Source organism: Pedobacter sp. Leaf250, from assembly GCF_920984735.1.
Lineage (GTDB): Bacteria > Bacteroidota > Bacteroidia > Sphingobacteriales > Sphingobacteriaceae > Pedobacter.
This window is the reverse complement of record NZ_CAKLBU010000016.1, coordinates 89,578-111,088: the sequence shown is the minus strand read 5'-3', so window position 1 is coordinate 111,088 and position 21,511 is coordinate 89,578. Positions and strand designations below refer to the sequence as shown.

The 21,511-nt window shown below is 38.4% G+C and carries 21 protein-coding genes; 12 read left to right on the top strand and 9 right to left on the bottom strand.

Annotated features, from left to right (window positions below; translation table 11 throughout):
- The coding region (locus LUA91_RS15220) for a transposase (RefSeq protein WP_231426954.1) at window positions 1-409 on the bottom strand (409 nt) is incomplete at its 3' end.
- A gap of 582 nt (window positions 410-991) precedes the next feature.
- Here LUA91_RS15220 and mnmE point away from each other — a divergent pair.
- The 4 genes from mnmE (at window position 992) to LUA91_RS15200 (ending at window position 4,092) form a co-directional block, all read left to right on the top strand.
- Window positions 992-2,350, top strand: coding sequence for a tRNA uridine-5-carboxymethylaminomethyl(34) synthesis GTPase MnmE (gene mnmE, locus LUA91_RS15215; protein WP_231426953.1), 1,359 nt, complete (start codon window positions 992-994; stop codon window positions 2,348-2,350).
- 445 nt (window positions 2,351-2,795) lie between these two features.
- Window positions 2,796-3,047: a hypothetical protein gene (locus LUA91_RS15210; RefSeq protein ID WP_231426952.1), complete on the top strand. Its 252-nt coding sequence runs from the start codon at window positions 2,796-2,798 to the stop codon at window positions 3,045-3,047.
- Between the two features lie 77 nt (window positions 3,048-3,124).
- The gene (locus LUA91_RS15205; protein WP_231426946.1) at window positions 3,125-3,427 is read left to right on the top strand and encodes a hypothetical protein; all 303 of its coding nucleotides are present in this window, start codon (window positions 3,125-3,127) and stop codon (window positions 3,425-3,427) included.
- A gap of 278 nt (window positions 3,428-3,705) precedes the next feature.
- Window positions 3,706-4,092 (top strand): hypothetical protein, encoded by a 387-nt coding sequence (locus LUA91_RS15200; protein ID WP_231426944.1) that lies wholly within the window; start codon window positions 3,706-3,708, stop codon window positions 4,090-4,092.
- 125 nt (window positions 4,093-4,217) lie between these two features.
- Here LUA91_RS15200 and LUA91_RS15195 read toward each other — a convergent pair whose 3' ends face one another.
- Together LUA91_RS15195 and LUA91_RS15190 are read right to left on the bottom strand one after the other, a co-directional pair.
- The gene (locus LUA91_RS15195; protein ID WP_231426942.1) at window positions 4,218-5,192 is read right to left on the bottom strand and encodes a gluconolaconase; all 975 of its coding nucleotides are present in this window, start codon (window positions 5,190-5,192) and stop codon (window positions 4,218-4,220) included.
- A 2-nt stretch (window positions 5,193-5,194) separates the two neighbouring features.
- A complete protein-coding gene (locus LUA91_RS15190; protein WP_231426941.1) occupies window positions 5,195-6,394 on the bottom strand; it encodes a sorbosone dehydrogenase family protein in 1,200 nt (399 codons plus the stop codon).
- A 113-nt stretch (window positions 6,395-6,507) separates the two neighbouring features.
- Here LUA91_RS15190 and LUA91_RS15185 point away from each other — a divergent pair, with 113 nt between their 5' ends.
- The 4 genes from LUA91_RS15185 (at window position 6,508) to LUA91_RS15170 (ending at window position 10,966) form a co-directional block, all read left to right on the top strand.
- A complete protein-coding gene (locus LUA91_RS15185; protein ID WP_231426940.1) occupies window positions 6,508-7,197 on the top strand; it encodes a DUF2490 domain-containing protein in 690 nt (229 codons plus the stop codon).
- 177 nt (window positions 7,198-7,374) lie between these two features.
- The gene (locus tag LUA91_RS15180; RefSeq protein WP_231426939.1) at window positions 7,375-7,617 is read left to right on the top strand and encodes a cold shock domain-containing protein; all 243 of its coding nucleotides are present in this window, start codon (window positions 7,375-7,377) and stop codon (window positions 7,615-7,617) included.
- 418 nt (window positions 7,618-8,035) lie between these two features.
- Entirely contained in the window at window positions 8,036-8,767 is a 732-nt protein-coding gene (locus LUA91_RS15175; RefSeq protein ID WP_231426938.1) for a DUF92 domain-containing protein, read from the top strand.
- Between the two features lie 243 nt (window positions 8,768-9,010).
- Window positions 9,011-10,966 carry a glycoside hydrolase family 97 protein gene (locus tag LUA91_RS15170; protein WP_231426937.1) on the top strand — a complete coding sequence of 652 codons (1,956 nt, stop codon included), beginning with the start codon at window positions 9,011-9,013 and terminating at the stop codon, window positions 10,964-10,966.
- A 12-nt stretch (window positions 10,967-10,978) separates the two neighbouring features.
- Here LUA91_RS15170 and LUA91_RS15165 read toward each other — a convergent pair whose 3' ends face one another.
- Window positions 10,979-11,248 carry a hypothetical protein gene (locus LUA91_RS15165; RefSeq protein ID WP_231426936.1) on the bottom strand — a complete coding sequence of 90 codons (270 nt, stop codon included), beginning with the start codon at window positions 11,246-11,248 and terminating at the stop codon, window positions 10,979-10,981.
- 190 nt (window positions 11,249-11,438) lie between these two features.
- Between LUA91_RS15165 and LUA91_RS20790 the strand changes: the two genes are divergently transcribed.
- Window positions 11,439-11,558, top strand: a complete 120-nt coding sequence (locus tag LUA91_RS20790) for a lipoprotein (protein ID WP_370633646.1) — start codon at window positions 11,439-11,441, stop codon at window positions 11,556-11,558.
- 317 nt (window positions 11,559-11,875) lie between these two features.
- On the opposite strand, the gene LUA91_RS15160 is transcribed toward LUA91_RS20790, so the two are convergent.
- Window positions 11,876-12,229 carry a response regulator gene (locus LUA91_RS15160; RefSeq protein WP_231426935.1) on the bottom strand — a complete coding sequence of 118 codons (354 nt, stop codon included), beginning with the start codon at window positions 12,227-12,229 and terminating at the stop codon, window positions 11,876-11,878.
- Between the two features lie 236 nt (window positions 12,230-12,465).
- Here LUA91_RS15160 and LUA91_RS15155 point away from each other — a divergent pair, with 236 nt between their 5' ends.
- The gene (locus LUA91_RS15155; RefSeq protein ID WP_231426933.1) at window positions 12,466-12,756 is read left to right on the top strand and encodes a DUF3253 domain-containing protein; all 291 of its coding nucleotides are present in this window, start codon (window positions 12,466-12,468) and stop codon (window positions 12,754-12,756) included.
- 343 nt (window positions 12,757-13,099) lie between these two features.
- On the opposite strand, the gene LUA91_RS15150 is transcribed toward LUA91_RS15155, so the two are convergent.
- The 4 genes from LUA91_RS15150 to LUA91_RS15135 form a co-directional block, all read right to left on the bottom strand.
- Window positions 13,100-15,337 carry a xanthine dehydrogenase family protein molybdopterin-binding subunit gene (locus tag LUA91_RS15150; RefSeq protein WP_231426931.1) on the bottom strand — a complete coding sequence of 746 codons (2,238 nt, stop codon included), beginning with the start codon at window positions 15,335-15,337 and terminating at the stop codon, window positions 13,100-13,102.
- 17 nt (window positions 15,338-15,354) lie between these two features.
- On the bottom strand, window positions 15,355-16,374 hold the full coding sequence (locus LUA91_RS15145; protein ID WP_231426929.1) for a xanthine dehydrogenase family protein subunit M: 1,020 nt from the start codon (window positions 16,372-16,374) through the stop codon (window positions 15,355-15,357).
- Window positions 16,367-16,882: a (2Fe-2S)-binding protein gene (locus LUA91_RS15140; protein ID WP_370633647.1), complete on the bottom strand. Its 516-nt coding sequence runs from the start codon at window positions 16,880-16,882 to the stop codon at window positions 16,367-16,369. Before LUA91_RS15140 ends, LUA91_RS15145 begins: the two co-directional genes overlap by 8 nt.
- Before the next feature lie 236 nt (window positions 16,883-17,118).
- Window positions 17,119-17,853: a GntR family transcriptional regulator gene (locus LUA91_RS15135; protein ID WP_231426927.1), complete on the bottom strand. Its 735-nt coding sequence runs from the start codon at window positions 17,851-17,853 to the stop codon at window positions 17,119-17,121.
- Window positions 17,854-18,282: 429 nt separating this feature from the next.
- Here LUA91_RS15135 and LUA91_RS15130 point away from each other — a divergent pair, with 429 nt between their 5' ends.
- Together LUA91_RS15130 and LUA91_RS15125 are read left to right on the top strand one after the other, a co-directional pair.
- Complete coding sequence (locus LUA91_RS15130) at window positions 18,283-20,058, top strand: class I mannose-6-phosphate isomerase (RefSeq protein ID WP_231426926.1); 1,776 nt, start codon at window positions 18,283-18,285, stop codon at window positions 20,056-20,058.
- 5 nt (window positions 20,059-20,063) lie between these two features.
- On the top strand, window positions 20,064-21,485 hold the full coding sequence (locus tag LUA91_RS15125) for a sugar porter family MFS transporter (protein ID WP_231426925.1): 1,422 nt from the start codon (window positions 20,064-20,066) through the stop codon (window positions 21,483-21,485).
- Window positions 21,486-21,511: the final 26 nt, after the last annotated feature.

The window sequence follows — 21,511 nt, the reverse complement described above, 5'->3', positions numbered from 1 at the left end:
TATATATGTTTTTTGGCCTGTGCCAATTATCAAGCTTTCTTTCCAGTCCGAACTGGGCAATAGCCATAGAGCATGTTTTGTCGGTAATGGTCTTGTTGTCCAATGTGCGCATATAATTACTAATCTTATTTGGAAGTATGATACTTACATCATAGCCATTTTCATCCAGGTGATAGGCGAATTTCTGATGGTAGACACCCGTTGCCTCCATTACATACCGGACTTTAATGCTGCTGTCGGTTAATTTAACAGCCCAATCAAGCAGTGCCTTTATGCCTGTTTCGCTATTTCTAAAAACCTTGTGTGCATAAAGTTCGATAGAAAAATCATCCATTGTTCTGCCAAGGGTAACAACAAGCTCTTTTTGAGCTACATCTACACCCAGTACCTGTTTTAATACTTTTTTCATCAGTTAAAGTTTAGCTTTATAATTGATGAATCTCCCTTCGTTTTTTCTCCTTTTGGATATTCTGGATATAGCGCAGTGCACAATTCCTTACATTCTGTTCAAACTCGAAAAGATAGAAAAGAATGAGGCAATTTCTTAAATACAATATGCTAATAAGCTATTTGGAATATATGTGCTCTCATTCTTTCTCAATTATATCTACAAATTTATTACTTTGTAAACATAGGAGGAATATAATGACATTTGAGTTTGTGTGTTTTTAGTACAGCCTACGTGAAGAAAAGTTGTGAATGAGCGTGAGAAATGTTGATTTAGTCATCCGATGAATATGTGCATGTTGCAGCTATTCATCGGATGATTATCATAATAAAAAGCATCTGCTGTAATGAGTAGGTGCTTTTTGCTTTGGGAATGAATTTGTTTAATTAGTCATCAATGATCATGTACATGTAGCAGATATTCAGCAGATAAGTAAGCGCAATATTTTTTGAGTGGATTTGATTTTCACCATGGTAAAAAAATTACCTAATCCTCACGATATAACATTCAAATTGCTTTATTTTTGCGGCACGAAACATATACATGAATAATCAAGATACCATAGTTGCATTATCTACACCGTCTGGTTCAGGTGCTATTGGCGTGATCCGCCTGTCGGGCCCTGATGCTATCTCACTCGCCAATGCGATATTCGCGGGGAAAGATCTGGAGCAACAGGCTTCGCATACCCTTCATTTTGGATTGGTTAAAGATGGTGAGCATATTGTTGATGAGGTAGTGGCTGGATTATTTGTTGCGCCAAAATCGTACACCAAAGAAAATGTGGTAGAGATTTCCTGTCACGGATCTAACTATATCATTCAGCAGATCATTAATCTTTTAATCAGCAAGGGTGCAAGGGCAGCAAAGCCTGGTGAATTTACCTTGAGGGCATTTCTAAATGGTGCATTTGATTTAAGTCAGGCAGAAGCCGTGGCCGATTTAATTGCGTCAAATTCTAAAGCATCGCATGATGTAGCGATGCAGCAAATGCGTGGAGGTTTTGCAACAGAACTTAAGGCTTTGCGGGAGCAGTTGATCCATTTTGCGTCGATGATTGAGCTTGAACTTGATTTTGCTGAAGAAGATGTTGAGTTTGCCAACCGTGAGCAGTTGACCCATTTGGTTCATAAAATTAATCACGTTTTACGCCGTTTGATATCTTCATTTGAGATGGGTAATGTGATCAAAAATGGTGTGCCGATTGTAATTGCTGGTAAGCCGAATGTGGGTAAATCTACCTTGCTTAATGCATTGTTAAACGAGGAACGTGCCATTGTTTCGGATATTGCCGGTACTACACGAGATACGATTGAAGATGAACTGACCATTGGTGGTATTGTTTTTCGGTTTATTGATACTGCTGGTATTCGCGATACTGCTGATATTATTGAGGCCTTGGGTGTGGAGCGCACTTTGGAAAAGATGAAGCAGGCCAAGCTGATTATTTACATGGCAGATGCCTCTCAAAGCGTTGCTGAAATAGAAGAGCAGGTGAGGGGTTTGGTACAACTGGAAATACCTTATCTGGTTTTGGTTAACAAGGCTGATTTGATTGATACTGAACAGCGGAAAGCTTTCGGTAATATGAATGTGGTGTTTATCTCGGCCAAGGAAAAACAAGGTATTGACGAACTTAAAACAACTTTATTGGAGCAGGTTAACCTGCATCATATCAACACCAGTGAAACATTGGTTACCAATATCCGTCATGTAGAAGCGTTGAAACAAACTGAAAATGCTCTACAGCGGGTTTTGGATAATGTAGATAATCCAGTGACTTCAGATTTTTTAGCCATGGATATTAAACAGGCGCTACATTATTTAGGTGAAATTACCGGTACCGTAACCACCGATGATTTGTTGAAGAATATTTTTACGAAGTTTTGTATCGGAAAGTAATCAATTCAAACGCCTAAATTGATAATGCTATCGCATTCAAAATTTAGTTATAACCGATAAACTACATGTAATTCTCTAATAAGTAGACCTACGATCATTTATAATTTTTCGAATGCCAAAAAATGATATCAGGCCAATTGTTATGCCTACTGTTATTGCTGCTTTAAATGCCATGATCTAATAACGGAGTACCTGCTCAATTGTTTTAACAAATGACAGCAAACCATTATCCACTTAAAAATGTTTGTAGTTAGGGTATTGATGGAAGAGACTATTTATGCCGGAGAAATTTTAATGGCGTGCTTCCATTAATTATTATTGGTGCTTTTATTCAAAGATTTTTAATAGCTGAAACTAATTAGTTTTATTTCATTCATAGCTATTTTTTGAAAGCAAGCATCACATCTTAATTAACATATTTTAGTATTAACTGAGCAAATTTATTATGGTAGCTAATATTCATGATGATCTGAAAAAGTTGGTTCTTTTAAAATGCGGAATTAATGAAATAACCGTTCAAGATTGCAAGGAAATTTCTCACAGCATATTTATTCAGGATAAAAATTATCTTTCTGAACACACTATTAGAGGTGTATTCGGTTTAAAACCAATGAATGGTTACTCCTTGTTTGTGTGCGATTGCCTTTCGCAATTTGTTGGTTATCAGCACTATGCAGCGTTTCTTTCAGAACAGTAATTTACAGATAAATATTAATTTGCTTTATAGTCATAATTATCTCATTATGCTGCCCAGACTATTCAACTGGCATGATTATGGGAAGTTTATATCTAAAAAAGCATATGTATAATTTGAAGATAGCCAATGCTGAGCAAACGTTGTTTAGTGAATTAAATTTTGCATCAAACCAGATTGAAGAGGGCCTGGAAGTGGGTAGCGAAATCATCAAAGCAACTTTAATTGCAATGGATAAGCATTCTGCGCAATACCTTACCATTTTCAGGCAGTTTCTCCAAAACTTATATAGTAATGAAGCTAAATTAATGGACCTCACCAAACGAGAGATCAGGATGTTGCTCAAACAAATTGATAAGATACTGCATACCCAAAAACCCTAGCTTCTTCCATCAATAATTGGAGTTAACATGCCTTAAAGAAAATGAGAACAGGTACATTATTCAAAATACATCTGATAAAGTTGATCCAAAAGCATGGGCAGGTAAATCATTACGTTTGAATTAAATTCTGGAATTTAACGTAGCACTAACTCAAGAAAATCAACTCATTCAAAGCAAATTTAAGGTTGAGACTAAGTAAAATAGTCTTTTTGAGCTATTGATAAAGGTTTAGGTTCTGCGGAATTTTGGGGATATTATTAAAACGTTGATCTCTTAAAATGAAAACCAAACATCTTGTAATTTTATTAGCGATTATAATTTTGCCCATCTCGCTAATTGCGGCGCTTTATGTTCCTAAAGGATTGAAAGCTAATCGTCATGAACGAACCATGAAACTTTCGCCAATTGATACTGACAAGGTTACCATTGCAGATATTGAAAAGAAAACATTTTATATTGAAGAGAAACAGGTAATCAGTAGTACCGTGTTTTATTGGAAATTACGGTCGGGAAATCAAGTGATTAATTTTGAACATGTACCTGATACTTTATTCTGGAAATGGAACATAGATGAACCTGTGCCAGCTAATGTTATTCTTCGGTTACTTAGAATTGATGAACAGATCCATGAGACATATAACCTGCACAAAGAAAGGCAGAAATAAAAACGGCCGTATAAAATATCTTTTTTTATATTGCCAACATACCAAAAACTAAAAAGACTTTAAAGCCTTTTATAATGAATAAGAAAATGTCAAAATCCATCACATCTGGATTTGACATTTTTGATTTAAGGCATTACCGGTTTAAAAATTGCTTTTTGGATAGCAAACTTTTTAACGGGTACTGAATTGCTGTCTAACAATTGATTGAACTGAGCATTCATAATCCAGATGTCTTTGCCATTCATGGTAGCCGTTGATGGATAGGTAAAACGATCTGTGGAAGTAGTAGATGCACTTACTTTAGCAGTTGCCCAATTATCGCCACTTGTTAGCTTATATATCTTATCGCTACCACCATTTACAACCATTGTGAGGTTGTTTTTGTCGTTCAGCAACAATCCATCTGCTCCTAAAAAATATTGATCAATAGCGATTTTATTCACCATTTTTGGGTTATTCAGCATTACTTTAAATAATTGACCTTTAGCACTATTATCTACAATTAGATAACCATCAGGATGATAAACTATTCCATTCAAGCCAACACCTTCGGTTTTGAAATTTTCATCTTTCGCAAAAACTGATGCAATACCGCCCGGTGTTATTTTATAAATTGCCCCTGCATAGCTATCTGTAACATAACTATTCTTTTGGCTATCGAAAGCAATATCATTGGCAAAATGCTTGCCTGGCAGAAGACCCGATAAATCTACATCACTTATTTTTTTTCCAGATGAAATATCAATGGCAATTAACCTTGCCATCTTCATTCTGGTAGCCGGATTTGTATATTTACTGTAATTGGCATCACTTACACAAGCATAAAGTATTTTGCCATCCGGGTGGATTTTTAAACCATAAGTCGATTTTAAGGTGGTATCGCCATGTAATATGCTATAATTCCCCTGAGCACTTACTTTGCCAATGTTACCCAAACGGGCAGACGATACATAATATACATTTGCTGCCGGATCAAATGCTATTCCTTCGGGGTAGCTTTCGAGTGCATCAAATTCGATTCTTGGAGAAGGTTCTGGTACTGCTGCAGCTATAGTTGCTATACAGACAATCGATAAGGTGATATATGTTAATGTTTTCATAATTAATTGGTTTTTTTAATGGCATAAATATTTCCAGCTGCATCATCAGAAATGTAAATAACACCTTCTTGGGTAACGGTAATTCCAGCGGGACGACCGAAACGCGATTCGCCCTGCAGAAATCCAGTTAAAAAATCTTCCGCTTTTACGGCTATGCCATTTTCGAAATGGATGCGCTGCACTTTAAATCCGACAGGTTTTTCGGCATTCCATGAACCATGCCAGGCTACTAAACCATCACCAGCCCATTCGGCCGGGATATTTGATGCACCCCGAAAAAATGTAAAACCAATCGGTGCCATGTGGGCAGTAAGTTCCAGTGTTGAGGGCTGGGTATTTTTAACAACGGCTTCCTTGGTATTTCCTGCAGGATCTTCCCGGCTTTTATCCACTTCCTGTTTTCCGTAAGCATAAGGAAAACCATAATCAGCACCCTGGATAATGTGATTGACTTCTTCGGGTGGCCAGTTACTTCCTTTCGTATCGCCGCCATTATCTATGCCCCAAAGTTCTTTGGTTTGCGGATGCCAATCGAAGCCAATGGTATTGCGTAATCCGCTGGCATAAATTTTCCTGCCCCATGTTTTTGGATCGACCTGAAGCATTGTAGCCGTTTCCTTATCGCTTTCCTTACAATCGTTACAAAGCGAGCCAACACTGATGTATAACATTCCATCCGGACCGAAGTCCATAGTACGGTTTGGATGCTGGCCTCCATCAGGTAAATCTTTAACTATAGTTTCTGCTGCATAAACATTTAGTGTGCCATCAGGCTTTACCGGATAACGACGAACTTCGTTGCTGTTGCAGAGGTACATCCAGTTATCTTTCATGGTGATGCCATGAACGCCCTTGAAATTGGATAGAACAGTGATTAAATTTTCAAACTTATAATCTTTATTTGCATCATCTAACATCAGTACATCGCCACCATCTCTACGTGTTACATATACTTTTCCGGTAGGACTGGTGTAAAGCATGCGAGGTTTTCCCAGGCCGGAAGCTGCGAGGGTAACCTGCCAACCCGGAGGCGTTTTTAATAGTTTTAGCATCTCGGGCTTAAATTCCATTATCTGGGCGTATTTGGTAACTGATACGGATCTGGTTACCTCTTTTGGTGGAATACCCCTTTGGGCCTGCGCAACTGTGGCCGTCATCATGCTAATGAATAAGGTTGTTCGGTATAAATTTCTGTTTTTCATAGTGGGATTTTCCCTATCAACAAGAAAAATTGAATAGCAGTTTTGCTTAAATTTAGAATACGTAGATCTGCATAAACTTCAAACCTTATTAAAAAACGGATGTTGGCTTATCAATGAAAATAAAAAAAGTAGTCTTACTCATTATAGCCGTTTTTGCGTTGCAGACCTTGGCATTCGCACAAGACAAAACAAAGCAATATTGGTTCTTCTGGTCGCACGGGCAGCAGCTTAATGAAAAATTTGATCTTTTGTTTGATGCGCAAGGCCGCTCGGAGGAGAAACTTGGGCAATTTCAAACATTGCTATTGAGGAGCGCTTTAGCTTACAACTTTGATAAATTTCATAGCCTGGCCATTGGTTATGCCTACAAGGGCGAATCGATGGAAGATGAGGCATACACTTATGAACATCGGATTTATCAACAATACCAATACGAGTTTAAAATTAAGCGCATAGAATTTCAATTGAGGGGGCGCCTGGAAGAGCGCTTTTTACAGGAATCAGGTAATGCGTTTAGTATGAGGACGAGAGGTTTCGTTTCTGCAGTTTTTCCGTTAATTGCTGATCAGGAATTTACTTCAGGTTTATATGCCGGACTACAAAATGAACTATTCTTAAATATTTTAAACCAAAAAGAGGTTAATGGTCATCTTTTTGATCAAAACAGACCTTATGTTTCTCTTGGTTACCGCTTTAGTAAAAAGGTTGAAACAACTTTTGATTATGGGCTAATAGCTGACCAGGCGTACCAGAAAAGAACTTTAATATCGGTTTTCAGGATTTCGCTCAACACACAATTTTAATTCATCAAGTGGTGTTTTGATTAAAGTGAGCTTCAGATATTATCCGAATTGTTTCTTGTCCTTTCATCAACCAGGATTTACTTAATGTGTTATTTTTCATGCCTGCTGTAAAACTTTTTAGGTATAAATACGGTTTTAATATTAATCGCCCCGTAAACAACTTAATTATATAATCTCATGAGAAGGGGCGTAGTCATATCATACAACAAAACAGCAGGGTTTGGTTTCATTAAGGATACCAACAAGCAAAAAATTAGTTTTCACAACGAAGATCCATTGGCCATATTTAAACGGTTTGAAATGGTTCAATTTGAGATAAGCTTTGTAGGAAACAGTTTACAGGCCGTAAATGTGATGCATGTTTTGGATAAAAGCAGGCAACCCCTTTCCATACCTGAAACTTTTATCGACTCTGTTTGAACAAGCCATGATTTTATCGCTTTAGTCGAAAATACCTTCCATTAAATTGAGGTTCTCTGTTCTGGATTTGAATAGGATCAGCAAGAATAGTTGTTACCTAAAGGTTGTTGTTTGGGCCGATTACGTAAACTTAACCGGCCCAAATTCTAATCGGTTTCCTTGCTGTTTGGGCGACAAAGGAATACAAGAAGGCCAAAGCTGGATAACAGCATCAGGCAACCCGAGATTAAATTAATTTTTTCCATTGTTTTGTTGGTTAGTTTTCTCTAATCTATTACACATCCGTCAAAAAAACAATACTTAAACTAAATAGGAGTGTTTTTATAATCGCCTTGCAAATCATTTTTTTCGAGAATGATTCAGCAAATAGAAGGACAAAAAATAACTGATGTTAGCATGGAAAGTTTAAATTTGAATCGTGTTCGATACTATAGCCATTCGGGAATTTGATATTTGGTTGGTCATCATCATTGTAACCGGAATGGCGTACAGTATTTTGGCGAAAAAATTGACCGTATTAGCCGCCTGTACGGGTGGATTGCTCGCATCGCTTATTGCTTCGGCTGCCGGGTTTACGGGCTTGATGATGATGACTGGTTTTTTTGTATTGGGATCCGTTGCCACCTCCTGGAAAAGGGGATATAAAAAAATATTCGTTTCAATGGCTGAAGGCAAAGGGGGGCGGAGGGCTGGCCAGGTATTGGCCAATGCAGGTATTTCGGGCTTTTCGGCCCTGGTGATCCTATTTTATCCCGAATGGACTGGTTTGATGTTGCTGGTTATGGCCACTGGGTTTTCATCAGCAACTGCAGATACCCTGGCGTCGGAACTGGGCATGATATATGGCAAACGTTTCTTTAATATTTTAACCCTGAAGGCCGATCGTTGTGGAATGGATGGTGTAATTAGTTTGGAAGGTACATTAATTGGAATGTGCGGCAGTTGTTTCATTGCTTTAATCTATGGTTTGGGATTTGGATTTGATGTTTCTTTTTTCTGGATAGTTGTAGCAGGGACCATTGGAAATCTGATGGATTCGGTACTTGGCGCCTTATTGGAGCGCAAGGGTTTATTGGGAAACGATGCGGTGAACTTTTTAAGTACCCTTAGCGCTGCTATTGCCATGGTTTTACTCAACTGGATATTTTAGCATTCCTTTAAATGGGGAAGAGGTAGATTTATAATAGCGCTTCTTTTTTTTGCAACACAGATTTGTTTTTGATGCACTGGTTAGGCGTAACTTTTATGTTGGAAGCCTGAATCTTGCGGATTTGCGGTTGCTTTAATGCCTGGCGAATCTTATCATTGATATTATATTTCGGACGGTGTATTCAAGAACATACTGAATTTGCTAAGGGATTATGAATCTATTGGTTATGATATTAAAATACATATGAGAAACTTTTTACTGTTTTTGTTTTTTGTTGCCCTTGGAAATCTTGGCCTGCATGCTGCAGAATTGACCTCGCCCGATGGTTCGGTTAAAGTAAGTGTAACTGTTTCTGACCGGATTTATTACAGTATTTACCGCGACAATGTTCCGATGATTGAAAAAGCTAGTTTAAGGTTTGAAGTAGAGGGAAAGCTTTCAGCCAGGCAGATGAAGATAAGCAGCAGTAAGATTTCGCAGCTCTCGCGAACATTCAATCCTGTTGTACCTATGAAGTTTTCTACTATAAAAGACCAGTGCAACATGTTGTTAATTCAACTTGATAATGGTTACAGCATAGAATTTAGAGCATACAATGAAGGCGCCGCCTATCGTATTGTTACCCATTTCAAGAGCAGGAAAAATGAAAAAGTGAAGGTTGTTAACGAGGCGGCTAACCTAAACCTAGCCGATAACTACCTCTTGCATGTACAGCCCGCCAAAGATTTTACCTCGAATTACGAAACCAATTATATCCATTTGGATACTCAAAAATGGAGAGCATCAAATCAGCTGGCTACACTGCCGGCGTTGATTGATACGAAAAAAGGATATAAAGTACTTTTTGGCGAAACAGATGTTCGGGATTATCCTTGTTTATTTTTAAAGGGAAATGGCTCGGAAGTAAACTTTTCATTTTCCAAAGTAGCGCTTGAGGATAAGCAAGAAGGCGACCGATTTATGAGAATAACCAAAGAGGCTGATTATATTGCCCTTACTGATGCGAAAAGAACTTATCCATGGAGATACTTTATCGTTTCGAAAGATGATAAAGAATTATTAGAAAGCACACTGCCTATTAAGCTTGCACCGGCATCGGAAATCAAAAATACAGGTTGGATTAAACCAGGGAAAGTAAGCTGGGAGTGGTGGAATGCAGCATCGCCATACGGCGAAGATGTAAATTTTGTTTCAGGGTATAACTTAGAAACGTACAAGTATTACATTGATTTTGCATCTAAAAACGCGATACCTTATATCATTATGGATGAAGGCTGGGCAGAGAGCGTTCATGATCCCTACACCCCAAATAAAAAAGTAGACTTGCCCGAACTGATTCGGTATGGCAAGGAAAAAAAAGTTGATATTATTTTATGGCTCACCTGGCTTACGGTAGAGCAAAACATGGATCTATTTAAACGATTTTCGGAATGGGGCATAAAAGGCGTTAAGATTGATTTCATGGATAGAAACGATCAGTGGATGGTGAACTATTATGAACGGGTGGCCAGGGAAGCCGCAAAGTATCAGATCCTGGTTGATTTCCATGGTTCTTTTAGTCCGAAAGGATTGGAGCAAAAGTATCCAAATGTGATTTCGTACGAAGGGGTGAGGGGTATGGAGCAAATGGAAGGCTGCGTACCAGACAATTCCATTTACCTGCCTTTTATGAGGAATGTAGCCGGACCAATGGATTTTACCCCTGGCGCCATGATTAATATGCAACCAGAAGTATTTGGTGGTAAAAGGCCAAATGCTGCAAGTGTAGGTACACGTGCTTATCAGCTTGCGTTATTTGTATTGTTTGAAAGTGGTGTGCAAATGCTTTGCGATAACCCGACATTATATTATAAAAATCAGGAGTGTACAGATTTCATTACCCAGGTGCCGGTTACCTGGGATGAGACTAAAGCATTGATAGCCGTGGCCGGAGAAGTGGCTGTTGTAGCCAAACGAAAAGGTAACAAATGGTTTATTGGTGGCATCACCAACAGCCAATCGAGATCGTTTAACCTTGATATGGATTTCCTTTTAAAGGATAAATCTTATGAAATGACTTCATTTGCAGATGGGATTAATGCTAACCGTCAGGGCATGGATTATAGAAAGAGCAAACTAAAAGTAAATTCCAATTCGACCATTCCCATTAAGCTCAGCAGGAATGGTGGATTTGCAGCAGTTATCGAAGTGTCTAATTAATTCGGGTAGCATTTATTGGATTTCTCCATCGGCAAGACCTTCGAGAAACCAGCCAGATTTGTAATCGAATTTAGCCGTGTGTGTTCTGCTTTCGTTGCTTACTGTACCCGAGAAATCGTGTGCGATCTCTTTTTCGGATTCCAAAACTTGTTTGATGATTATTGCATATTCTTCGACATCTAGGCCATCTTTGAGTAAGTAGCTTAATTCTCCATTTTCGCTCCATATCGATTCCAGAACACCCTGATCAAATTTTTCCTTTAAATTTTTATCTACAGCCATGTGATTGATTTTTTATAGATTAAAACTTCCTAATCGGCTTAAAAGTTTTGATCATTTATTGCTTAGAAGTTTTGATGTGATGTAAATTGTGGAGTGCCTATGCATAAAATCCATAGTACCAAAAGGCTATTTTTATTCATGGCTCAAATTGACAACTTTGTTGCAGTTTAAAATTACACCCGTTTAAATCATGAAAAAAATTCTACTGGCAATCGTATTAATATCCTTTCTATCGTCATGCTCACAGAAATTCTGTCCTGCATATTCTTTCAAACACAAGATTCGAGGTGGTTCGAGAACAGGTTATTAATCACAAATTAGCGGAACAAATTTAGGTTGCTAAAGATTTTTGGCTATCAACTAAAAATTAGTAAAATAACAACAAGCATAAGTTATGATTGGATGAGGCCCATTCCCGAATCTAACTTTATTGCAGGCTAGGATACAATTAAAATAAATTTGATTAAGGCAATAAGTTGAATTATTCCTTATAAGTATTCAATGCTATTAAATGTTTATAAAAAGGTGCTAACAAAAAAAGCCATCAAATAATGAGGGCTTTTTAACCAAACTAACCAAAGTATGTGATCATCATAGGTGGATGATGTTGTTATAACCATCTAATCCTTATTTTGTTTGAACATCTTCAATTATTTCCAAGAAATTGTCGATTTCAAAGGGTTTTTCTAAAAAGGCATCACAATATTCTTTCAGGCGCTCGGGCTGAATTACAAAAGCGCTGGTGACCACAAGTTTGATGTGTGAGGTTTGTGAATCAGATTTTAGCGATCGGCAAATATTTATTCCATCTATTTTGCCCAAATCAACATCAACAATGGCGATGTCGGGCTTAAATTTTACCACATGTTGTTTCCAATCCTGCGGATCAGATATGGGTAGTATTTCATAAAATTCTTTAAGAATCGTGTTCATGACGTTTAAAATATCGACGTCATCTTCTAAAATTAATATTCTGGTCATTAACAGAGAAAGATTTTGTTTGAGCCAATATATTTATTTTTTTTCTAGATAAAAATGGGATTCAAACTCCTTTATGTTTTGTACGTAGCTTTTTTAATATGGAGCAGGTTTGCCTTTATTTTTGCTGATTATAATTTGCCATACAGCATCGGGTTTTTTCTACAAGAGGATGGAATTTTTTAAATCTTTATCAATATTTATGCTTCATAAATATTTCATGATCTGTAAAATAAAATATGAAATTTAAAGCAATGGCACCAATTAATTGTTATAGCCTTATGCCCGTTCGCACAGAAATATCGGAAACCATTTTAGCCACTGCAAATGAGCGTGGAGTTGATAAGAGTACCTGCCCTTCAGAAATTGCCCGTATGCTTTTTCCTGATGATTGGCGTAAGCATATGGAAGAGGTTCGGGATATTGCAATAGCGCTACACCGTGAAGGAAAAGTGGTGATCACACAAAAAGGAATACCGGTAGATGTTGATCACATTAAGGGGCCGGTTCGGATCAAGATTAACTTGTAATGGATTTTCTTGAAGCATCAGTATTCATTGTTTGATATGATAAAAGGCTTCCTCATTGTGATGAGGGCACTGAAAAAGTCCTTGTCTAAAATGTCTTATTAAATATCGAGAAAAAACGGCAGATAAGGACTCTTAGAATCGTCTAATTGCAAAATAAAACTCAAGCGACTGCGAATATCACAAAGAAAAGGGCTTATGGAATAAAAAATTCATAAGCCCTTTTTCAACTGGTAGTTTTTCAGTGCCCTCATTGTGATTGAAGAAGCCTTGCAGGTATTTATCCCTATGGGAGTCTGATGTTATTTAAAGCTGTATATATTTTAAATTTTTGTACTATGTGTTTCTATATCAGTTCGTCGAAATGTATGGGTAATTTATAGATGCGTTTGCCTGTTGCATTAAAAATTGCATTTGAGATTGCTGCGGGCATGCCCACAAGTCCGATTTCGCCAACACCTTTTGTACCTATTTCATTGATCAGTTCATCTCTTTCTTCGGCGAAGATTACATCCAATTGGCCAATATCGGCATGAACAGGAATATGGTATTCGCCAAGATTGGTATTAATATATTTGCCGAAATGATCATCCATAATGGTTTCCTCATGTAATGCTTTGCTGATGCCCCAGATCATGGAACCAGAAATCTGACTTTTAGCAGTTTTCGGATTAATGATTTTTCCTGCAGCTACTGCGGTTACTGCTCTTGTTACCGTAACGGTACCCAGATCTTGATCTACTTCTACCTCCACAAAAGATGCACTATGTGTAGCCAAACTGTATTTTCTTAGCTTCAGCATGTGCGGTTTACCCATGTTGGTGGTTTTAATCGCTTTGCCTTTATTAAATGCAATGATATTTTTTAAGGAGACGTAAGTGCCGGGTTCGTTCTTAAGATGCAGGTTTCCACCATTGAAAATCACCTCTTCATCGGATGCATTTTTAAAAGGGGAATTTTCCATTTGAGCCGCTTTCTTCAACAGTTTTTTTCGAAGTGCTTTTGCTGCTACTACAATGGCAACACCGGTAGATGAGGTAATGGCCGAGCCACCCTGAAACATGGAGAATGGCTTTTTGCTATCGCCATACTGGAAATCTACTTCTTCGAGCGAGAGGCCAAGCTCATCAGCGGCGATTTGCGTCATCACGGTGAGTGTTCCGGTTCCGATATCGGTTGTTGCGTTGTTCAGTACCAATTTTCCATCTTTGGTAATCATGGCTTCAACCCTTGCTGGAAATTGAAAAGCATCCCATATCCCGGTTGCCATGCCATAACCGACCAGCTTATTTCCACGCATTGTGGCACGGGGTTCGGGATTTCGGTTACTCCATCCGAATTTCTCGGCGGCCTGGAGATAACATTCGCGAAGTGCCTTACTAGTGTAAGGCTTCTTGCTAGAAGGATCCATCTCTGAATAATTAATGAGACGCAATTCCAGCGGATCAATCTTAAGTTTGTGAGCAAGCTCATCCATGGTACATTCGATGGCATGTAAGGCGGTGCTGCCTCCCGGCGCCCGCATATCCATTGGTGTGTATACATCTAATGGAACAATGTTATGCTCGAAAAGCGTATTAGGGGAAGGGTAGAGTTTGTGACTCCAGTTGGCGGTAGGCTCAGTATAATCTTCAAAATTTGAAGTTTCTGCATAAACGCTGTGACCAAGTGCTGTCATTCTGCCATTGATGTCGCTGGCAAAGCGCATTTTTTGTATCGCTGGCGGGCGATGGCTAAATGAAAACATTTGTTTTCTATCCAATACCACGCGAACATTTCGTTTAAGGTGTAGCGCAGCCATTACACAGAGAAATAATTGGTATTGAGGACGAAGACCAGCGCCAAATCCACCACCTACAAAAGGCGCTAGTACCCTTACATCTTTATAATGTAATCCAAATATATTGGCTACATAAAGCTGATTATTGATTGTGCCTTGCGTTTTATCATAAATGGTAAGTTTCCCCTTGCCTTTATACACCGTTGTGGTGGCAAAAAGTTCGATGGGATTGTGGTGTTCGGTGCCATGTTTAAATTCTGCTTCCACCTTAACTGCAGCCTGCCCATAAGCTTTATCAAAATCGCCAGTTGGTGGGGGCGGAGGTGGTTTCAATGCTGTAGCAAAACCTTTTTTTGCTGGTCGGCCTTTTTCGGTATTATTTTGAAGATTGGTTTCGAATGCTTCTTGCTCAAATTCAAAAGTAATCTGTGTAGATGCATATCTTGCAGTCTCGAAATCTTCTGCCACCACCAGGGCAATGGGCTGGCCATTGTATAGAATGTTTTCATTGTGTAGCGGTTTAAAAACCGTTCCGGGAGGGGCATCCATATCCGTATACTGTACATCAAACCAAGCTAGTTTCGTGCGGTTTTTATGCGATAGCACATCTATAACACCTGGAATGGCCAAGGCTTTAGCGATATCGATATTGATAATTTTTCCTTTAGTGATGGGGCTGTTCACCACGTAACCATGAAGTAGGTTTTCTACCTGGTATTCAGCAGCATATTTTGCTGCGCCAGTTACTTTTAACTTACCTTCCAATCGGCTAATTGGTTGGCCTACAGTTTTGTTAACGTCCATTGTAATTCATTTGTGGTTTAAGCAGAAGGTTTTGCGCCGGGAAGCTGTGTATCAGGATTTAAGGCCATTAAGCCGTTACGGATGATTGCTTTTTTAGCCAGTTTTATTTTAAAATCGTTATGGCCAAATCCCTTTGCATCTTTCAAAATAAGATCAGCTGCTGTTGAAAAATTCTCTGCACTAGCGTTTTTTCCTATTAGAAAATCTTCGGCTTCTTTCGAACGCCAGGGTTTATGCGCTACACCACCAAGTGCAATTCTGATATCTTTAATCGTATCTCCATCCAACTCCATTGCCGTAGCAACAGAAACCAGTGCAAACGCATAAGAATGACGATCGCGAAGCTTTAGATAAGAATAATTTGTGGTGAAACCTTTCTCGGGTAGATCGATGGAAATAATTAATTCGCCTGGTTTGAGGGTATTGTCTAAATCAGGACGGTCATCTGGAAGGCGATGAAAGTCGGCAAAATTGATGGTTCTTTTGCCTTCGGGTCCTTCAACATTAACCAATGCATCAAGTGCAGCGAGTGCTATACACATATCTGATGGGAAAACCGCGATACATTGTTCGCTGGTTCCTAAAATGGCATGTATTCTGTTGTATCCTAATTTGGCTGGACAGCCAGAACCTGGAACTCTTTTATTACAAGGCACCTCTGGATCGTAAAAATAATAACAACGGGTACGTTGCAACAAATTCCCGCCATTGCTGGCCATGTTTCTGATTTGTGCAGATGCACCCGCTAAAATCGCTTTGGAAAGCAAGGGATATTGTTGCTCTATGATGGGATGGTATGCCGTATCTGCATTTTTGAAGCCGGCACCTAATCTGACACCTCCATCTGGCAATGCCTTAATTTCTGAAAGTTCGGCAATGTGATTGATATCGACCAGGCTGGTTGGGTTTGTGATGTTGTATTTCCAAAGGTCGATTAAATTCGTTCCACCTGCTAAAAATTTGCTTTTTTCCTGTTGGTGAATAAGATTGATGGCATCTTTGGTATCTGATGCTCGCCTGTATTCGAAGTTATTCATTGTTGCCTCCGTCTTTAACCTGCATAATTGCATCGATGATTCCTATATTGGCACCACAGCGACAAAGATTTCCGCTCATGAGCTCTTTTACTTCTTCTCTGGAATTGGCTTTACCTTCTTTTATTAACCCAATAGCGCTGCAGAGTTGTCCTGGTGTACAATATCCGCATTGAAATGCATCATGATCTATAAAAGCCTGTTGAATTGGGTGTAATTCTTCGCCATGAGCAATACCTTCAACTGTTGTAATTTCAGAACCGTTTTTCATTACGGCAAGGGTGAGGCAACTTAAAATCCGCTTATCATCACAGATAATTGTACATGCGCCGCATTGACCATGATCACAACCTTTTTTTGTTCCGGTTAAATTGAGGTGATCGCGTAAGCCATCTAACAGGCTTACCCATGGCTGAACATAGAGTGTTTTTTCCTCGCCATTTACTTTTATGTTAACAGCACAAGTGCCCTGCTGTAAATGGCTGGGGGTTTGCGTTTCGGTTCGCTTCATCATGAATTGTTAGTCGTAGAGATTATCTAGCTAACATTCAAAAACAAGGATAAGTTTGAGTTATTTTGAGATGTACAATACCTGCATTTTATTTTATGCTATCGTATTTGGGAGGGTGAGTAAAATAAAGTTACGCTTCATTGTTGAGCAATTTTATTAACACATCCTATTTATATGTGGATGGAAAACTCGATCTACTTCGTGATGTTAGATAACAAACATAGCTTGTTGTAATATTATTCGCGGCGGCTTTCTACTGTATAAACAAAACTATCGGCTTTATAATAACCTAGATTGTATTCAATCGGTTTCTCATTAATATCGTATACAAATCTTTTGCGGAATAATATTGCTGCTCCAATATTGGTTTCCAACTTATTGGCGATAAATTCATCTGCTACCAGCGCACTAATTTCTTCTTTTGATACCATTGCAATAATGCCATGTTCCTTTTCGAGCATTTCATATAGGGGGGTTTTATAATCCTCTTCTCCCGTAAGGCCAACAGTGGGGTGGAAATAAGATTCGAAATAAACAAAAGGACCTTCCGGACGGCCTCTTAACCGTACTAGCTTTAAAATCTTTTTGTCTTCTTTTATGCCCAAAAAACTGGCAATTTTCTTTTCAGGAAGTATCCAACTTACGTGTAGTTCAAAATTTTTAATTGGAATTCCTCTTGCGCTCATTTCTTGTGAGAAACTCATCCAGTTCTTCGATTTTGAACTTAATGATTTTGATTCAACCACTCTTGTGCCTACGCCTTTTTTTCGCGTCAGCAAACCATCGTAAACTAATTTATTAATAGACTGACGAAGTGTTGTGCGGGAAATGCTCAATATTTTGGAGAGCTCGATTTCATTTGGCAATAATTTTCCATCGACATATTCTGGCGATTCAATTAATCTTCTAAGCAATTCTTCTGCCTGAAGGTATAACGGGATTTGGCTTTTATGATCGATTTTAAGTTTCATAATCATCACAATTATATAAAAAATATAGGTCATTCACGCATGTCGGTCCATAATACTTGTATGAATGGGTGCTGATTGGAGATGATTTTTGATTTAAAATATTTTATTTCAAAAAAAGTTGTTAATCGCTTGCGAATTAATTTATAAATAATACATTTGTATGTACATACTATTGAATGTATGATTTAGCCAAATATTCCGATATCAATTATTATGAGATGTCAATTCAAATGCAATTTAATGCCGTTAAATAATATAATGAACTACATATTATGCATTTATATTAATCTTTTGGCTACACATATAATTAAAATTTAATTGGTAAAAAACAAGTATATAAATGTTTACTGTTTTCGTTTTTTACTATATGTATGTACAATATGTCAAATTCGAAATTAATTTAATAACCCTATTATATTTTTATCATTTATGTCGATAGAAGAGCCCATGAGAAAAACCGAGCAGGAGGTTATGCCCGGTCTGACTAGTAAAATAAATCAACCGCAGGGTTATGATATTTACCCATACTTTTCGCTCGGTGACCATCAAGTATTTAATGGTTACTCATCGCTTTGCGATTACATTATAGAACAAAAAACCGTTGTGATTGATGGATTTGTGGGGGTTTACTGGGCCAGGTTAATCGGGGCTATAACTGATAAACTGATTGCTGCTGGTTTTAGCGTAAATCTGGTTGAAAGTAGTGTTTACTTAAAATCCGAATATGATTTAGAAAATATGATTTCGCCTTTTCTCGGTACGGAAGATTCTGTTTGGGGTACAAAGACAACTCTGCAGCTGTCAGATTATTTCGATTTATCTGCACTAAGCGATGTGGAAAAAGATTCGTCAGCTGATATCAATATCATGATTGGTTGTGGCGCTTCTTTGGCGAATTGGAGGGCAGCATTAATTTATGTGGATCTGCCGAAGAATGAATTGCAGCACCGTATGAGTGCGGGGTCTATCTGTAATTTGGGTATGAATCAACCCCATGAATCAACAGAAATGTACAAACGTTTTTACTTCGTTGATTGGGTTGTGCTGAATGCGCATAAAAAAACACTTATTAATGAGATTGACGTTTTTGTGGATGCACAATTTGAGGAAGGCATAAATTGGGCTTATGGAAAGGATATCCGCAATGGTTTAACTAAAATGTCATCATCTGTTTTTCGGGCCCGCCCATGGTTTGCGCCTGGTGCCTGGGGCGGACAATGGATGAAGGAGCACATGCCTCAATTGGATCGAAATGAAGTGAATTATGCCTGGTCGTTTGAGCTTATCGTTCCTGAAAACGGGATTGTTTTTGAAAGCGATGGTTTGCTTTTAGAGCTATCTTTTGATGCGCTCATGTTTACACAAAATAAAAATGTTTTAGGCCGTCACGCAGCGCAGTTTGGTGATGAATTTCCTATTCGATTTGATTTTCTAGACACATTTGATGGCGGCAATCTTTCTATTCAATGCCATCCAAGCTTAAAATATATCCAGGATGAATTTGGAGAGAACATTACCCAAGATGAAACCTATTACATTTTGGATTGCAAAGCGGATGCTACTGTTTACCTTGGATTTCAGGAAGATATTAATGCTGCTGAATTTAGAGAAACTTTAGAAAACAGCAATCTCAATAATAAAGAAATTGATATTGAAAACTACGTTCAGGTTCATCAGGCTAAGAAACATGATCTATTTTTAATTCCAAATGGCACAGTGCATAGTGCCGGGGCAGAAAACCTGGTGCTTGAAATTAGTGCCACGCCATACATCTTCACCTTTAAAATGTACGATTGGGTGAGGTTGGATTTAAACGGAAAACCTCGGCCAATTAATATCGATCATGCTTTTAAAAATCTTGATTTTAGCAGAAAGGGTGATCGGGTTAAGCAGGAATTAATCTCCAAGCCATCTGTTCTTTTTGAGCATGATGATTTTACCTGTTACCATTTACCCACTCATCCAGATCATTTTTATGATGTTCATCGATTGGAGTTCGATCATGTAGTGGAGGTTCAAACTGAAAACGTATGCCATGTGCTTATGCTTGTAGAAGGACCGGCTATTACTGTTGAATCTGCTGATGGCCACCGCATGACGTTTCCTTTTGCAGAAACATTTGTAATTCCAGCTGCTGCAGGAAGTTATAAAATGACTAATAAAGGTACTCAAAGGGCTAAAGTGATTAAAGCATTTTTAAAATAAACAGTATGACTAGCACTGAAAAAAATACAGCTGTTAAGAACAGCAAAACTTATTTATACCTGGTTTGCCTGGTTGCTGCGCTTGGAGGCTTTTTATTTGGCTTTGATACGGCTGTAATTTCGGGAACCATTAGTTTGGTTAAAGGTGACTTTGGTCTTGATGCAGTTAGTGAAGGTTGGTTCGTGAGCTGTGCCTTGTTGGGATGTATTGTGGGGGTAAGTGTATCAGGTAAATTGAGCGATCGTTATGGGCGTAAGATAGTCATGATTTTATCTGCATTTCTCTTCCTGATTTCTGCAATTGGCTGTATGTATGCCACATCATTTTCCGGTTTGATTATTTTTAGATTGGTTGGTGGTATAGGAATTGGCGTTGCCTCTATGGTTTCTCCACTTTATATTTCTGAATTTGCGCCGTCTAGACTGCGTGGTACCATGGTTTCGCTTTATCAGCTGGCATTAACTATCGGCATTGTGGCTGCTTATTTCAGTAATGCTTATTTAGCTGACCATGCTGGCGATCATTTTGATGGAAGTCAGTCGGCACGTATATTTTCTGAAGAAGTATGGAGAGCCATGCTAGGCTTGGGTGGGGTACCAGCATTGATTTTTTTGATATCTCTTTTTTTGGTTCCGGAATCTCCAAGATGGTTATTGATTAAAGGTAAGACTGATTTGGCTGAAAAAATTCTGATCAAAATTGATGGAGAGCCAGCTGCAAGAAGAGAGGTAAATGCCTTCTTATCACAAAATGAAAATGATGCAGATGAATCACTCAAAACACTTTTTAAACCAGTATACAGAAAGGCGCTTTGGATAGGGCTGTTATTGCCTTTTCTTTCGCAGGTTTGCGGAATTAACGCGGTAATTTACTATGGACCAAGAATACTGGAGCAAGCGGGTTTTACCCTAAATAATGCCTTGGGGGGACAGGTTACCATTGGATTAATTAATGTGATATTTACTTTCGTAGCCATTTTTACGGTAGATAAATGGGGCAGAAAACCTTTGTTATACATCGGCATTGGTGGTGCGGTGATATCATTGATCATTATCGGCATTCTTTTTCAATTGGGCGTAATTTCCGGTCCTTGGATTTTGATTTTCATATTGGCTTTTATTGCCTGTTTCGCCTTTTCTTTTGGCCCTGTTTGTTGGGTAGTGATTGGCGAAATTTTTCCAAATGGTATTCGTGGTAAGGCCATGTCGCTGGCTACACTTACCTTATGGATCGGCAATTTCTTTGTAGGCCAGCTTACGCCATTAATGTTAGAAGGACTAGGTTCTGCATGGACATTCTGGATTTTTGCCATTTGTTGTTCACCGGCATTATACCTCACCTGGAAACTTATTCCTGAAACTAAAGGCCGATCTCTTGAGGAAATTGATGCGCACTGGCAAGCCACTTATAAGAGTGAAATTAAATAATCTATTATCAACGCTAATATTCTAAC